This window comes from Prevotella sp. C561, from assembly GCF_000224595.1.
In the GTDB taxonomy this organism is placed as follows: Bacteria; Bacteroidota; Bacteroidia; order Bacteroidales; family Bacteroidaceae; genus Prevotella; species Prevotella jejuni.
In genome coordinates this window covers 75,194-90,647 of the sequence record NZ_JH114142.1, presented here as the reverse complement: position 1 = coordinate 90,647, position 15,454 = coordinate 75,194, and the positions used below count along the sequence as shown (strand labels likewise).

Here is a 15,454-nt window from a genome sequence, read left to right as displayed (position 1 = left end):
GTATTTAACAGGCCATTTGGCAACTCACTGTCTATACGTCCCTATATTTATTAACGCTTATTCTTGCTCAGAAAGATTGCAATATATTCTATATTATTTCCTTTAATTCTTCAGGCACCGCTATAGAGTCACAATGCAAATGGTCTAATTTGTCTAAACCATGCTTTGTGATATGGAATCTTTGGCAGCGACCATCCTCCGAACAAGCACGTCGGTGAATAAGTGAAGCCTGCTCTAATGAGGCTATCACCTTTGAAGTATTAGAACGTGTCAAACCCATCTCTTCGGCTATCTCGCCTGCCAACATAGGTTTTTCGCTCTCTGAAAGTAGACATAACAACATCGCTTCATTGATGTTCAAGCCTATTTGCTGTTGTAGTCTACTTTCAAAAGAGGTGATGACACGAAATATTTCACGAATCTTACTGATGCAATGATTATCCATTATTGGTCTTTACTTCAATAAGACAGACTTAATAACCTCCTCAAACTGAGCCTTATTCATAGCTCCTGTCTGCATTGATGGTTCGCCAGTCTTAGGGATGAAGAGTATTGATGGGATTGAACGAATGCCGAAAAGGCTTGCCAATTCGCGCTGTTTGTCTACATCAACTTTATATACATCAATCTGGCCTGCATAGTCACCAGCAATCTCTTCAAGGATAGGAGCCGTTGCTTTGCATGGACCACACCATGTTGCATAGAAATCTATAATAGCAGGCTTATCACCTTTAAAGTTCCATGTCTTAGGATTACTCTTAAAATCCATAACTTTCTGTTGGAACATCTCTGAGTTCATTTCTGTTACAGTCATCTTTGTTTCCTTTCCTTCATTTTGATTAGTTACTCCTGTTTGCTCTGTAGTCATTGCACTGTTATCCTGTTTTTTAGGATTGTTATCTGCCTTACAAGCAGTCAGTGTTAATGCCATGATAGCCACTACAAGTGTTGCTGTACGTTTCATTATATGTGTAATCTTTATTTTACCGAAGTCCTTTTGTTACTCGGTTTGTTATTATTAATTTTGCTTTCCTTAGGAAAACGTTGCAAAGATAAGTATTATTTTGTTATTTACCAAATTTCCAATGGAAAATTATTCACGATGTCTCAAATTTGTCTCATCCGACTTTTTGATTACAATTTTATACGTTTTATATTGCTTTTAAGTAAGTTCTCTGGGCGAGAAGATTGTTTTCTCTTACATTTACCAGTATCTCTCTTAAAATAGTTCGGTACTTACTCCTTATTACGAAACAATCAGTAGAAAGATGAAAAATCATGACATAATGCAAAGGTGTACATCTTCACGGTAAAAGTGTAGTGTCTGTAATAATTAAGCTTATAACATACAATAAATCAATATGTTATAAGTATGGCCGAAGAAGATGCCTTTCTTGCTTCAAGAAGGGTGTCTTCTGTCTTCAAGAAGGGCATGTTCTTGAACGCAGATAAGCCTCTTCTACACATCTCTCTCAGCCCTTTTCAATAAGAAGTGGACAGTGTGTCCTAAAATATCTTTACACTTTCTTTCTGTATTTATGCCGTTGCTTCTCCTTTTTCAATAGTCTTATAGGGGTGACTACAAATTTTACTACGTTCTTCAGTACGTCTCTTTGGTCATTGCCAGTTAGTTCATAAAAGGGGAAGGCTGCTTTTGTAGGAGTAACCTCATAAACAACTTTTTTCTCCTAAGTAGGAAGAACGAAGCCTACTTGGTTGATTGAGTTTTTTGCTTTATCTTTTATGTGTTTAGAACAAAGCTGAATTATCAAAATGAAATTTGCTGTCACTGCTGTCATCTGATATTAGCTGTTAACTAATTGACTTATAGTATGTTTACATGAAATGTTAAAAATGACAGCAAAACAAAATTAAAATTATTTGTATAATAGCGTCTGTTGGTAATTACAGATAGTATCCTTGAATTTTAGTTTTTCTGTTTATGAATTTGATTTTATATGTTTTTTGATTACCTTTGCCAAAGAGTAATAGACTTTCAAATGACAGATTTCAACAGAGCTATAAATCAATTTTATGTTTATTGAGTATAAGCAGGGGTATTGTGAAAGAGCGTTTGAGGGAGTGGGGTGATACTTCATATACTTGTCTCATAGCTTTTAGTTCTGTTGGTAAAAAATCTTTGAGCTGTAATTACGTACATAATATAATCAAATGCGTATCTGCACTTTAAGAGTTGAGTACTCATTCGTTGAGAAAAAAGTTAATGCAATAAATTAAAACACGAAATCATGAAAAAGTTTGTCCTGTTTTTTGCTTGCCTTGCAAGTTTCTCCTTAGTAGCAGCACAGGAAGTGCTTAATTGGAAAGATAACGAGATTGTCTCACCAGTAGTGAATGATGACAATTCTATTACTATCAGTCTCTTTGCTCCAAACGCTGAGAAGGTGGAATTAACTGGTAATTTCTTATATGCTGGGAAAGATACTCCAGATAAGTTTGCGGATGGAGATTGGCGCCCACAGTTGATGAATAGAGATGCGAACGGACGATGGACACTGACAACTCCACCCTTGAAACCAGAGTTCTACAGTTATAATCTGATAGTTGATGGTGTAAAGATTACGGATCCAAAGAATATATATACAGTGCGTGACATTGGTAATAGATACAGTGTAGTACTTGTTGGAGGTGGTGTAGATGGGTTATATGCTGTAAAGAATGTGCCCCATGGAACTGTTAGAAAGGTATGGTATGATAGTCCAACGGCAGGACTTCGACGTCGTATGACTGTCTATACGCCAGCTGGTTACGAAACGAGCAAGCGAAGCTATCCTGTTCTTTATCTGCTTCATGGCATGGGAGGCGATGAAGATGCATGGGAAGAGTTAGGACGTGCCACACAGATTTTGGACAACCTTATCGCTGAAGGAAAAGCAGAACCAATGGTAGTAGTAATGCCAAATGGTAATATTTCGCAGGAAGCAGCTCCGGGTGAGGGATCTAAAGGACTTGTAGTAGCTACAACGCAGTATCCAAAAACAATGGATGGAAACTTTGAAAAGGCCTTTCCTGATATCATTCAGTTTGTAGAAAAGACTTATCGTGTGAAGAAAGATAAGGCAAGCAGAGCGATTGCAGGACTGTCTATGGGTGGCTTTCATTCGCTTTATATTGCTTTAAATAATCCTAACTCCTTTAATTATATTGGTTTGTTCTCTTCTGCAGTCAATCGAATGGCGAAGGATGGCGATACGCTTTCTTATATATATAAGAATATTGACGAGAAGTTTAAGACGCTGTGTAAGAAATCTCCTAAGCTTATATGGATTGGTATTGGTAAGGACGATTTTCTCTCAAAGGATGATGATAGTCTCCGCGCGGCATTGGATAAAGAAGCTTATAAATACTCTTATCTTAAGACGAAAGGCGGACATACTTGGCGAAACTGGAGAGAGTATCTGGCTATTTTTGCACAAAAGCTTTTCAAGTAAGAAGTCTCGATAAAGCTTTCAGTTTATTTCCTACATACGTTTTGCAGCCTGTCATACGTTGTGTTGACTCTTTGCAGCGTTACTTTCAATTGTTTATTTCTTCGAAGAGAAACGTTCGTAAGCTGCAAGGGAATGATAGTTGAGATTTAAAAGATTGTGCAATATAGTATAAAGACTATGTCGGGCAATAGGATAGAATATCGTCAAATACGGAAATGTATCTTGTTAGTTGTGCTGGTTTGGCTTATATATTTGGTTTACAGTATAGTTGCTGTTTATTACGATAATAAGTCACTTGAGATCGGACCTATTAAGTCATACGAAATCGTATCTAAGCATAGTGGAGCTGTAAATATTACCTCATATATTATAGTACGATATATGGGAAAGGATTACACCGTCACTGTAAGTAGAAAAGATATTAATGAAAACAAGCTATATAAGCCTTTGTATTATAATAAATGGACTGATATACTGTTTTATGATATAAGAGATGATATATTTGTTAGAGCCGGATTCCTCTCTATAGGTTTACTTTCAATCATCTGCATGTATCATTATATAAAAGGTTATCATGGTGGGAAGCAATGAAGCCTTTTCTTCAGTACGCTTCTTATCCTTGTAATAAAGGTTATATGCGACGATGCGTTTATACAAACAAATAGGATTATGAAACTAAAAGGTCTTCTTGAGAAAGATACTTTATGGTACTTCTTAGCTGTAGCAGGACTATTTCTATTGTTATATTTGAGAAGAAATTTTATAATAGATACATACATCTATGCGCTCTCTTTGAGTACTCCTATATTCATATTGTCCTATATGCTGCTTAAAAGAATTGATGCTTTGCGTTATTATATTCATGCAACAGGATGTATATTCTTTGTAGTATGGTTTTGTTTCTACGCATTAAATGTGGCGAGAAGCAAAAGTGTAGGGGGACATTTAACTGAATATATTGGCGTTGAGCACTATACTCCTATAGGAAGAGAAAGCAGGTCAAGTAGTAGCGGTATTCGATGTAAGTATAAAGGGGAGTTTATACAACTCTCGGCAACACCAACATCAGAAGAGCTTTATAGAATATATGGTGACTCTGTTGTTAATCACTTAAAAGTTCGATTAGTAGTTAAAGAAACATTGCCTCATGTGTATTACATAGATAAGGTGTTGATAACCAGTTTGAAATGATGCTTTACAATAGGATTGTTAGAAATCAAATAGAGGAATACCCTTAGTGGATATTCCTCTAAATCTTATAGAAATTGGCTTAAATACCAAGCTTTTTACTTCTTTAATTGCTTCTTAAGGAGTTCTGGTATTTCACTTGTCTCACGTGCAACAGGTACACCTACGGCCTCAAAAGCTGCTATCTTCTCGCTTGCAGAACCTGACCCACTTGAGATGATAGCACCAGCATGTCCCATCTGCTTACCCGGAGGAGCTTGCTGACCAGAGATGAATACAGCAACAGGCTTGGTAACGTTCTCCTTAATAAACTTAGCAGCACGCTCTTCAGCATCACCACCAATCTCTCCAATGAGAGCTATACTGTCTGTCTCTGGGTCGTCTTGGAACATACGAAGAAGTTCCTCGAAATAAAGTCCAACGACTGGGTCACCACCAACACCGACTGCTGTGGATTGTCCCAAACCAGCTTGTGTAAGGTTATAAACAACCTCGTAGGTAAGTGTACCACTACGACTGATAACACCAGTATGTCCCTTCTTGAAGATATTAGTTGGCATAATACCAGCCATACTCTCCTCTGGAGAAATAAGACCGGGACAGTTAGGACCAATTACCTTGACTCCCTTAATCTTAGCATAACGCTGTGCTGCTACAGCATCAAGCGTTGGCACGCCCTCAGTGATACAAATGACGAGTTTCACACCACCATCAATGGCTTCAAGCATAGCGTCTTTTGCGAATGGGGCTGGGACGAAGATAATAGATGCGTTGGCTCCTGTTGCAGCAACAGCATCCTTAACTGTGTTGAATACAGGAATGCCACATACTTCCTGACCAGCCTTGCCAGGAGATGTTCCACCAACCACATTGGTGCCATACTCCTTCATCTTTGAAGCGTGGAAACTACCATCACGACCTGTAATGCCCTGTACGATTAACTTTGTATCTTTATTAATTAGAATACTCATAACTCTTGTGTTTTAAAGTTTTTTGCTTAGTTCTACAGCCTTATGTCCTGCATCTGCCATGGTTGTACCGACAGTGAAGTGAGTTCCCTCAAGGATAGCTCTACCTTCTGCTTCGTTAGTTCCTGTCAAGCGGATGACAATAGGAATATCTGTTTCGATAACCTTGAAGGCCTCCAAGAGTCCGTTAGCAACATCATCACAACGGGTAATACCACCGAAGATGTTGATTAACACAACCTTTACGTGCTTATCACTCAAAAGAAGTTTCATGGCTTCAACAATCTTCTCTGGGTTAGAACTGCCACCAATATCGAGGAAGTTGGCTGGTTCACCACCATATAACTTAATCATGTCCATGGTTGCCATAGCAAGACCAGCTCCGTTTACCATGCAACCAATGCTTCCACCAAGGTTCACATAGCTAAATCCCTTGTCTTTTGCTTCACGTTCTTTGCGTTCTTCCTCTGTTGGCTCGAATAGTTCAGCAACATCTGGATGACGGAAGAGAGCATTGTCGTCAAAGGTCATCTTGGCATCGATAGCCTTCAAAGACCCATCTTTCAACATTACTAATGGGTTGATCTCTGCCAATGAAGCGTCCTTCTCTGTAAAGAGTTTATAAATATTCTTGAAGATTGGTACGGCCTGTTTAACCTGTGCCATGTTATCGAAAAGCTTGAAAGCAGCCTCACGTGCAAGATAGTCGCTCATACCAACAACTGGGTCAATGACAATCTTCTCGATCTTTTCTGGTGTCTCCTTTGCTACTTGCTCAATATCCATACCACCAGCACGACTAAGCATTAACATAGGACACTTTGACTTACGATCAACAAGGATACTCATGTAGTACTCTGAAGCAATGTCAACAGCTTCGCTGACAAGTACTCTGTCTACAATGAATCCCTTGATATCCATACCCAAGATAGCTTCTGCATGTTGGCGAATCTCGGCCTCGTTGCTACCAAGTTTAACACCACCAGCCTTGCCACGTCCACCCGTGTGAACCTGAGCTTTCACTACGGCTTTCTCAACACCTAATTGCTTGTAGGCTTCAACAGCTTCATCAGGAGTACGGCAAATAATGTTGCGGTCTACTGGAAGCCCATAACTTGCAAAGAATTTCTTTGCTTGGTATTCATGTACCTTCATAAGATTTAGTTTTGATTTATAAACTATATGTTAATTGTTTAGGGTTCTTTTTGTTTAATAATCCTTCGCTTCACGCTCTCCTCGAAGGACTGCTAAGGCATTCTCAGTCAAAGCCTGCATCTCATCTTGGCCTGGATAAACATAAATAGGTGCAAGGAATGAAAGGCGTTGCTTGAGACGTTCGATGATATAATCAGACTTTGCCATACCACCGGTAAGCAGAATAGCATCTATGTTGCCGCATAGCACCGCTCCTTCTGCAGCTATATTCTTAGCAATATGCCATATCATAGCTGATACAACAAGTTCAGCATGCTTGTCACCAGCATTGATCCAATTAATAATCTCACGTAGGTCATTTGTTCCAAGGTGAGAAATAAGACCAGCATGGCCACTGACTTTCTTCAATAACTGTTCTTCTGTGTATTTTCCACTGAAGCAGAGATGAATTAAGTCGGCTGCAGGAAGAGTTCCAGCACGCTCTGGTGAGAATGGTCCTTCACCGTCTAACGCATTATTTGCGTCAATTGCCCTGCCATGTGAATGGGCTGCGATAGAGATTCCTCCACCTAAGTGACAGATAATAAGGTTCAACTTATCGTATGATGTTCCCATATCTTTTGCAAAGCGTCGGCCTATTGCTTTCTGGTTTAAAGCATGCCAAATACACATACGTGGCATGAGAGGAGAACCAGACAGACGTGCTTCTGGCTCCATTTCATCCACTACACCAGGGTCAGCAATAAAACTCTTACAGTTAGGAATATCTCGTGCTATTTCGTCTGCAATCATACAACCAAGATCACAAGCATGTTGATGAATAGCTCGTTGTTGGTCTATTATCATTTGCTTTGTGATAGTGAACACACCACTTGACACTGGTTTTGCAAGTCCACCTCGTCCTATAACGGCATCAAAGTCTAAAGGTATATTTCTTTTCTTTAATTCTTCAATAACGACCTGCTTGCGAAAATGATATTGGTCGGATATGCGCTTGAATTTGCTTAGCTCTTCTCTTGAGTGCGCAATGTCTGCAACAAAGACGGGCTGATCGTCATTTGCAAGCGATATCTTGGTTGATGTCGATCCTGGGTTGATAGCTAAAATCTTGTAAGCCATAATGTTTTATATGTATACCTTATATATAATGTATATAGACTATCTGGAGATAAGACTCGCAAGGGCGAGACTATAGTATTTAGATTCAATAGTATCACCACGACTTGGGAGCACTACTGGTGCCATAGTTCCTTGAAGAATAGCAGCAGTCTCGGCATGACAGAATAGTGTTATCGTCTTATAAAACAGATTGCCTGCCTCTATATCAGGGAAAATTAAAGCATCGGCTTCGCCATTTATGGGGGAGTTTATCTGCTTAATCTTCATAGCTTCAACTGAACAAGATGTTATTAAGTCTAATGGGCCATCTATTGTACACTTACCAAAAACTCCTGCTTCAGCTTCTTCTTTTAGTGCTCTATATGAAAGAGTATATGGGAAATGGCGCTCGTCTACCTTCTCTGAGCAATGGATAAGGGCTACTTTTGGACATTCTATCTCAAAGGCATGACAGAAATCTACAATATATTTTACCTGTGCTCTGCGTTGCTTATCATTTGGAGAAGGGATAACAGCAGCATCTGTAAAGAAAAGTAGTTTATGATACTCTGGTAACTTTGCAGCAGTAATATGCGTTAAGACCGTATCTTTTGGTAGGATTCCTACTTCTTTATCAAGTATAGCACGTAAGAGGACATCGGTATTAAGGAAACCTTTCATAATGATGTCAGCATCACCTTTCCTCACTACTTCAACTGCTTTTCGTGCTGCATCCTCTGGTGATTCAGCAAGAATTGATTGAAAGGAGTTCTTCTTAGCATAGTTTTCCATAGTTTGTTTAGAGCATACTAAAATAGGCTCTATGAAACCATCGTGTACAGCTTTACAAACAGCTTCTTGTGTATGGTTCTCTTCTGGCCATACAACTACTGTTCGTTTACAAATCTTTCTTTCATTAAGAAGATGAATTAGCTGTTTAAAGTCATGGATAATTTTTCTTTCTCCAGGCATAGTTAATCGATTTTCAGTTATAGATTTATATTGTGACAAAGATAATACTTTGTTTTGATATACGGTCGATATTTAAAGAAAAAAACATGAGAAAATTCTTTTTTTTGTATTGGTTGGTGTATATTTGCAAGTGAATTAGAGATTTGTATATGAAACGTTTGTACTTTATAATACTTTTAAGTACCTTATTTACAGTTGCTACAGCACAACGTGTAGCACGTTCTTATATCCCTCATGGAGCTTTCTTCTATAATAGTCAATGGCAGGGAGTACCCAATGCTAATAATGCTTCCTATTATAGAGTCTTAGCGCTCGATGATAAAGGACAGAAGATGTTTTATGACTATTACATTACTGGACAATTACAAGCCGAGAAGCATTATATAAGTATTAACCGACAAAATGATAAATACACAGTATTGAACGGTGTTTGTCGGACTTTCCATAAGTCGGGTAGGGTAGAATCTGTGTTGCAATATAAGAATGGAAAAGCTAATGGTCGAGCGCTCTCCTTCTTTCCTAATGGTAATATAGGAATGAAACTGTCTTATCGTAATGGTCTACTTGACGGCCCATGTTATACTTATACAGAAGGTGGCCGATTAGAATATACAACCATTTGGCGTAATGGTACTAAGGTAAATGAGATCAAAGGTGGTAAGGATCATTATATTAATAAAAACACAAACGAAGATGAATTCTGTGAACATTATCGTCATGACGAGGCGTTGTTAATGGCGCAGTCTAAAAGTATTAGTAAAGCGAGAGGAAATAATGACAAGCAAAAGATTGTAGAGGTTAAGGATACAAAAACGACAAAAGAGGATCTTACAAAAGATTATAAAGGTTCTCAGATAGTACAAGGTACAGCAACTACAGATGATGTTAATTCTTCAAAGGGCACAAAGAAAGAAGCTTCTACAAATTCAACAAAAGAAGATCGTTACGTTGCTAATATAAAGTATCCTGATAGTTCAGCTGAGAAAACAGAACCTGTTAAAGTAGAGAAGAGTTCAAAAAGAAATTCTACACAGGTAAGAATGTTTAACTTTTCATACCTCCTTAGCATGTTGAGTAATGATAATGAGAGAGTTAAAAGTTTAGATGTCTTGACTGATATTAGTCGTAAATTCCAACTCAATACTTCACAAATTATTGATGGGTTTGGCGCACAAAAGGAATTCATCTTCCATCATAACATGTCTTATGATGTACAAAACAGCAATGATAAGATTACGGGTAACAATCCAAGACAGATTGGTTATTTTGGTACAGCCTTAGGGAAAATGCTAACGATAGAGCGCATTAATATTTTTACATGGTCGGAAGAAGAAATGTATCATATTGCCCAAGAAGCTATCAATGCCGGATATAAGCCACTTGGTGGATTAGATTATCAATCAACGAATGGTAATTTTGTACTTGAGCCTAAGGCTAACTCAACAAACTACGGTGAACATGAAGTCGTCGTTACCTTTACTCATCAGCCAAATCTCTATGCTGGATTATATCACATTCAGATGGATATAAGATAGAATAGAAGTTTTTTAGTTTATTAAAATAAATATTTATAGACTTCAGCCTACTATTTACTTTTTTTAGTATATTTGCAGGATAAATTATATTTTCTACTAAAAGAGAACGAGAAGACTCATAAAATAAGGTGAGTAATTACCTATAAACAATTAAATGTGATTATGAAAATATTTGATAAGCTACTGAATTGGTATCTTTCGCGAAATGCCTTGCCATATTGGGTCATATTGGCTATTGACATTGTTATCTGTTATCTGTCAGGTATCTTTGTGTTTTGGATGTTTTTTCATGGTGCGGTTTCTCCTCAGCATATTGTATTATTATCCAAAACAATCTTCATGTACATGATCTTTAACCTTATTGGTTTCAGAATTTTCCGTACATATTCAGGTATCATTCGCTACTCCTCTTTTGTTGATTTACAGCGAGTTGTATTAGCAATGTTATTGTCTCTTGCGGTTGCGGAGGTAATGCATTATGTTGTCTATCATTGGAATCTTGAGTTTGTTCGTTTACAAGGTAGACAAATTGCAGCAATGTATCTTGTTGCAACAATAGGTATGATGGCTTTCCGTATCATAACGAAATCACTTTATGATGTGCTGTTTAACACTGATAAAGGTGTTCGTACGCTTATCTATGGTGTGAAGGATGGTGGTGTTGGATTAGCAAAAAGCATAAGAACAGACAAGCCATGCAAATTCCTTCTGAAAGGTTTTATTGCTCATGACCCATCCATTAGTGGTCGAATACTTATGGGTCAGAAGATATATCTGGTTGATGATAATCTTGCTGAGCGCATTAAAGCGTTGAAAATAAAGGCTGTTTTAGTTTCCCCATTACAGAACGCACGTTTCCGTAATGATACGAAATTACAAGATATCCTATTGAATCTTGGGGTTCAAATCTTTATGAGTCATGCAGAAAAAGAGTGGTCTAAAGACGATGATTACACGAAGGTACAGCTTAAGGAGATAAGTATTGAAGACTTACTACCACGTGATCAAATCAATGTTGACATGGATTCCATTGGTAATCTCTTACGTAACAAGAAAATCATGATTACGGGTTCTGCGGGTAGTATTGGCTCGGAGATGGTACGTCAGATTGCTATATATAAGCCTGCTGAGCTTATTCTTATTGACCAAGCAGAGACTCCCCAGCATAATATTCGCTTAATGATGCAGTTTGAATGGCCTGATATTAAGGCTCATACTATTGTTGCGAGTATTTCTAACTATGACCGTATGGAGGAGATATTCAAGACATATAAGCCTGACTATGTATTTCATGCTGCAGCATATAAGCATGTACCTATGATGGAAAATAATCCATCAGAAAGTGTGCAGAACAATATATGGGGAACGAAAGTTATTGCTGACCTCAGTGTTAAGTATGGTGTTAAGAAATTTGTCATGGTCTCAACAGATAAGGCAGTTAACCCAACAAACGTAATGGGTTGTTCTAAACGTATCTGTGAAATCTATTGTCAAAGTCTTAATAAAATGATTAATGACCAGGCTAACGGTAAACCAACAACACAATTTGTAACTACTCGTTTTGGTAATGTATTAGGTTCAAATGGATCTGTAATACCTTTATTTGAAAAGCAGATTAAAGCTGGCGGACCTGTTACTGTTACTGATCCAAATATTATTCGTTTCTTTATGCTTATTCCAGAAGCATGTAAATTAGTGCTCGAAGCAGGTACACATGGAGGTGGAGGAGAGATTTTTGTCTTCGATATGGGTAAGCCTGTCAAGATTGCTGACCTTGCCAAGCGAATGATAAAGCTTTCTGGTGCTAAAAATATTGATATCGAATACACGGGCCTGCGTGCTGGTGAGAAACTATATGAAGAAGTATTAAGTACAACGGAAAATACTCTTCCAAGCTTCCATGAGAAGATCCGTATAGCGGAAGTTCGTGAGTACGACTACAATGAGGTAAACAAGCAAATTGAAGCATTAATTGCTTTAAGCCATACTTACAATGATATGGCAATTGTTGAGAAGATGAAGGAGATCGTTCCAGAGTATGTAAGTAATAATAGTAAATATTCTGTCCTCGATAATAAGTAGTTTATTATATGAGGAAGGAGGACTTAAATAGAATCATGAAATATAAGAATAATGATCCCTTTATCCGTATCTTCGACTTTCTTCGTTTTTGTTTAAAGGAGGAAGCACAGGAACCTGCGAGCTTAGAAGATATGGACTGGGATGAACTCTACGCCTTTGGTAATAAACAAGCTATTCTGGGTGTCTTGTTTCATGGTATAAAGAAACTTTCAGACTCTCCACATCGACCTAATAAACAACAAATTCTTAAATGGTATGCTGCCTGCTCATTTATAGAACAAGCTAATAGACAAGCCTATAAAGATGCGTCAGCTCTTACAACATTATTGCAAGAGAAATATGGAGTGCATGGTTGTGTCTTAAAAGGACAGACGAATGCATTGATGTATCCGGACCCATATATGCGTACTTCTGGGGATATTGACCTTTGGACAGATGCTAAAACATTAGACATTATACGTATTTCTCGCCAGTTAGATCCGAAGGGTGAAATAGGATATCACCATATTGAACTAAGTTATTTTAAGACTCCTGTGGAGGTGCATTTCTTTCCTTCATTTATGGGAAACGTTTGGCATGAGTATAAATTACGCAAGTTCTTTGAACAATGTAAGAAAGAGCAATTTAAACACCAAACAGCTCTACCAGATGGATTAGGAAAGATTTATACGGTTACAGATGACTTTAATCGTGTATTCCAGTTGTCCCATCTTATGCATCACTTCTTCTTTGAGGGAATAGGATTAAGGCAGATGATAGATTATTATTACTTGCTGTTACGTGGTTTTAGTGAAGAGGAGCGTTTGAAGACAGTTCATATTCTAAAGAGTGTAGGAATGTATAAGTTTACTGCTGCCGTTATGTATGTCATGAAAGAGATTTTTTCTTTGCCAGATAAGTTTCTTTTGATGAAACCAAATAACAGAATAGGTAAGATTCTTATGTCAGAGATTTTGATTGCAGGAAACTTTGGATTCCATGACCATCGTTACTCGTTTGCAGGTAAATCTGTTTATTCCCAATATTTCATAGAGATATATAGAAATCTTCATTTTGCTATAGACTTCCCATCAGAAACAGTGTGGGGACGTCCCATTTCACGCTGGTGGCACATGATATATAAGGCTTATCTGCGTAGACAATTGGGTCATAGCTCAAAATGAGTAACTTGTTAAGTGTCATACGTCATGTGTATGTCATATACTGGAGTCCTTTTATTTTTGTTTGAAAAGTAAAGCGAAACTGCTATGCAATATGCGAACACCAAAGGAGAATAGTGTTTATCTCCAATGGTGTTCGGTACTTAAAAAAATAAAGGGTCAATTGTTTTTTATTGTATAAGAGGTGATAGTATATCCGACTAATATTGTATTTCTTTCTATCTCACTTACTTCAGAATAAAAGGATGTCGATATTACTTTTGTAAAGTCTTATTTTTTGAATAAGAGAGTTTTACCATTACTGGATAATGATCAGATATATTACGTCGTGATTTACCGAGCCAATAGCTGTTGGTAAAGATGGCGTAATGCGGAACATCAAAATCTCTTGTAACAAAAATGTGGTCAATACGAGATTTACTACGGCTATCCTGCATAAAATCATTCCATGTTCCTGTGGGTGCCATACGCTGTTGAGCGTTGGTATAACAGTCGTGTAGTATTCCAGAGTTAGAGAATATCTGATAGATCTCATCTGTTTGATCAACGTTAAAGTCACCCGTTAGAATGGTAGGGAGACCCTTTGCCAGTTGACTAATGCGTTTCAGAATTAGTTGTGCACTCTCTCTTCGTGCTACAACACCCACGTGGTCCATGTGAGTATTGAAGAAAAAGAACTTCTTGCCAGATGTTTTATCTTGAAATTCTCCCCATGTACAAATACGAATACAAGCTGCATCCCATCCTAATGAGGCGTGTTCTGGAGTTGAAGAAAGCCAGAAATTACCACTGTCTAATAGTCTGAGTTGATCTTTCTTATAAAAGATTGCTGCATATTCTCCCTTCTCCTTTCCATCTTCTCGTCCTATACCGATATAGTCATAACCATTCAGTCCTTTGCTTAAGTCATGTAGTTGATCTACAAGAACCTCCTGAGTACCGAATATTTCTGGCTGTTCAAAATTGATGAAATCGCATAATGGTGGACAGCGTAGTGCCCATGCGTTCCCCTCATGTTCATCATTAGGATTATTGTAACGGATGTTATATGTGCCCACATAGAGTTGTTGCGCATAAGAACTACTGCTTAGTAGTAATGCAAGGATTAGTGTTGTCAGTTGTTTATACATGATTTAAGTCTATTGATATTCAGTTGATTATATTGTAAACTAAGGATGCCTTTTATTTACAATATACTTTCTAATTTACAAAAGTACACAATGTTTTCTATATTCCATCATATTACCTCTCTTTTATTTAGACAATATGACATCCCTTAAGCTTAATCTTAAAGCATGTAGGATTATGTTAGCTAAAACTAAATTGGACTTTAAGTTTAATTTGACTTGTATCACCATTGTGTAATTTCTGTAATTACAACATCCTTTAATGGAACCCGTGTTAGAATAAAATTATATTACATATAAACGAGTTAAAAGCATTCAATAAAAGAGTATAAATCACCTTAGAATACGTCATATAACCATCAATAAATCAATGTGTTACCTATAGCATTGTTATAGATGCCCTTCTTGCGCCAAGAGAGGCGTTTTCAACACGCAAGAAGGGCATGTTCTGCAAGCTAAATAGGCCTCTTCTATAAGCTTAAAGACCATGTGTAAGAGGTTAGAAGGGCGAAAAATATTTACATTAAGACCAAAAGTTGGTTTCATGAGCAGTTTCTATTTGTATTAATAAGCCTGTGTTGTTCTAATTAGAAAACAAGCTTTGTCCTAATGACATAATGAAAAGATGAACCTTTAAGTAGCCTTCTTTTAAGCATGTTTGCAGATAAACTGTCACCTATTCAAACACATCTATCGTAGAAAAGATAACTGTTATCG

General features: G+C 37.5%; 12 protein-coding genes. 5 read left to right on the top strand and 7 right to left on the bottom strand.

Translation table 11 applies throughout. From position 1 onward, the window contains the following. Positions 1-88: 88 nt before the first annotated feature. Both HMPREF0666_RS04670 and trxA read right to left on the bottom strand, forming a co-directional pair. Entirely contained in the window at positions 89-445 is a 357-nt protein-coding gene (locus HMPREF0666_RS04670; RefSeq protein WP_009011187.1) for a MarR family winged helix-turn-helix transcriptional regulator, read from the bottom strand. 9 nt (positions 446-454) lie between these two features. Then, positions 455-964, bottom strand: a complete 510-nt coding sequence (gene trxA, locus HMPREF0666_RS04665; protein ID WP_009011186.1) for a thioredoxin — start codon at positions 962-964, stop codon at positions 455-457. A 1,285-nt stretch (positions 965-2,249) separates the two neighbouring features. Between trxA and HMPREF0666_RS04660 the strand changes: the two genes are divergently transcribed. Together HMPREF0666_RS04660 and HMPREF0666_RS04650 are read left to right on the top strand one after the other, a co-directional pair. Then, positions 2,250-3,452, top strand: coding sequence for an esterase (locus HMPREF0666_RS04660; RefSeq protein WP_009011185.1), 1,203 nt, complete (start codon positions 2,250-2,252; stop codon positions 3,450-3,452). 669 nt (positions 3,453-4,121) lie between these two features. Further along, complete coding sequence (locus tag HMPREF0666_RS04650) at positions 4,122-4,643, top strand: hypothetical protein (RefSeq protein WP_009011183.1); 522 nt, start codon at positions 4,122-4,124, stop codon at positions 4,641-4,643. 95 nt (positions 4,644-4,738) lie between these two features. Here the strand turns inward: HMPREF0666_RS04650 and sucD are convergent, their stop codons facing one another. Genes sucD through HMPREF0666_RS04630 form a run of 4 tightly spaced genes read right to left on the bottom strand, consistent with a single transcriptional unit; the run spans position 4,739 to position 8,833 of the window. Next, positions 4,739-5,611: a succinate--CoA ligase subunit alpha gene (gene sucD, locus HMPREF0666_RS04645; RefSeq protein WP_009011182.1), complete on the bottom strand. Its 873-nt coding sequence runs from the start codon at positions 5,609-5,611 to the stop codon at positions 4,739-4,741. Between the two features lie 12 nt (positions 5,612-5,623). Next, on the bottom strand, positions 5,624-6,763 hold the full coding sequence (gene sucC, locus HMPREF0666_RS04640) for an ADP-forming succinate--CoA ligase subunit beta (RefSeq protein WP_009011181.1): 1,140 nt from the start codon (positions 6,761-6,763) through the stop codon (positions 5,624-5,626). A 54-nt stretch (positions 6,764-6,817) separates the two neighbouring features. Beyond that, the gene (gene buk / locus HMPREF0666_RS04635) at positions 6,818-7,882 is read right to left on the bottom strand and encodes a butyrate kinase (protein ID WP_009011180.1); all 1,065 of its coding nucleotides are present in this window, start codon (positions 7,880-7,882) and stop codon (positions 6,818-6,820) included. Positions 7,883-7,921: 39 nt separating this feature from the next. Continuing rightward, positions 7,922-8,833 carry a phosphate acyltransferase gene (locus HMPREF0666_RS04630; protein WP_009011179.1) on the bottom strand — a complete coding sequence of 304 codons (912 nt, stop codon included), beginning with the start codon at positions 8,831-8,833 and terminating at the stop codon, positions 7,922-7,924. Positions 8,834-8,982: 149 nt separating this feature from the next. On the opposite strand from HMPREF0666_RS04630, the gene HMPREF0666_RS04625 reads away from it, so the two are divergent. From HMPREF0666_RS04625 to HMPREF0666_RS04615, 3 genes are all read left to right on the top strand, one after another. Further along, a complete protein-coding gene (locus HMPREF0666_RS04625) occupies positions 8,983-10,368 on the top strand; it encodes a toxin-antitoxin system YwqK family antitoxin (RefSeq protein ID WP_009011178.1) in 1,386 nt (461 codons plus the stop codon). A gap of 162 nt (positions 10,369-10,530) precedes the next feature. Beyond that, a complete protein-coding gene (locus tag HMPREF0666_RS04620) occupies positions 10,531-12,450 on the top strand; it encodes a nucleoside-diphosphate sugar epimerase/dehydratase (protein ID WP_009011177.1) in 1,920 nt (639 codons plus the stop codon). Positions 12,451-12,485: 35 nt separating this feature from the next. Beyond that, a complete protein-coding gene (locus tag HMPREF0666_RS04615; RefSeq protein WP_042856031.1) occupies positions 12,486-13,613 on the top strand; it encodes a nucleotidyltransferase family protein in 1,128 nt (375 codons plus the stop codon). A gap of 251 nt (positions 13,614-13,864) precedes the next feature. Here HMPREF0666_RS04615 and HMPREF0666_RS04610 read toward each other — a convergent pair whose 3' ends face one another. Then, positions 13,865-14,740 (bottom strand): endonuclease/exonuclease/phosphatase family protein, encoded by an 876-nt coding sequence (locus HMPREF0666_RS04610; protein WP_009011175.1) that lies wholly within the window; start codon positions 14,738-14,740, stop codon positions 13,865-13,867. Positions 14,741-15,454: the final 714 nt, after the last annotated feature.

Coding starts and splice junctions, on each gene's coding strand:
- HMPREF0666_RS04625 (WP_009011178.1), top strand. CDS start 8,983: ATGAAACGTTTGTACTTTATAATACTTTTAAGTACCTTATTTACAGTT.
- buk (WP_009011180.1), bottom strand. CDS start 7,882: ATGGCTTACAAGATTTTAGCTATCAACCCAGGATCGACATCAACCAAG.
- trxA (WP_009011186.1), bottom strand. CDS start 964: ATGAAACGTACAGCAACACTTGTAGTGGCTATCATGGCATTAACACTG.
- HMPREF0666_RS04670 (WP_009011187.1), bottom strand. CDS start 445: ATGGATAATCATTGCATCAGTAAGATTCGTGAAATATTTCGTGTCATC.
- HMPREF0666_RS04660 (WP_009011185.1), top strand. CDS start 2,250: ATGAAAAAGTTTGTCCTGTTTTTTGCTTGCCTTGCAAGTTTCTCCTTA.
- HMPREF0666_RS04650 (WP_009011183.1), top strand. CDS start 4,122: ATGAAACTAAAAGGTCTTCTTGAGAAAGATACTTTATGGTACTTCTTA.
- HMPREF0666_RS04620 (WP_009011177.1), top strand. CDS start 10,531: ATGAAAATATTTGATAAGCTACTGAATTGGTATCTTTCGCGAAATGCC.
- HMPREF0666_RS04630 (WP_009011179.1), bottom strand. CDS start 8,833: ATGCCTGGAGAAAGAAAAATTATCCATGACTTTAAACAGCTAATTCAT.
- HMPREF0666_RS04610 (WP_009011175.1), bottom strand. CDS start 14,740: ATGTATAAACAACTGACAACACTAATCCTTGCATTACTACTAAGCAGT.
- sucD (WP_009011182.1), bottom strand. CDS start 5,611: ATGAGTATTCTAATTAATAAAGATACAAAGTTAATCGTACAGGGCATT.
- sucC (WP_009011181.1), bottom strand. CDS start 6,763: ATGAAGGTACATGAATACCAAGCAAAGAAATTCTTTGCAAGTTATGGG.
- HMPREF0666_RS04615 (WP_042856031.1), top strand. CDS start 12,486: ATGAAATATAAGAATAATGATCCCTTTATCCGTATCTTCGACTTTCTT.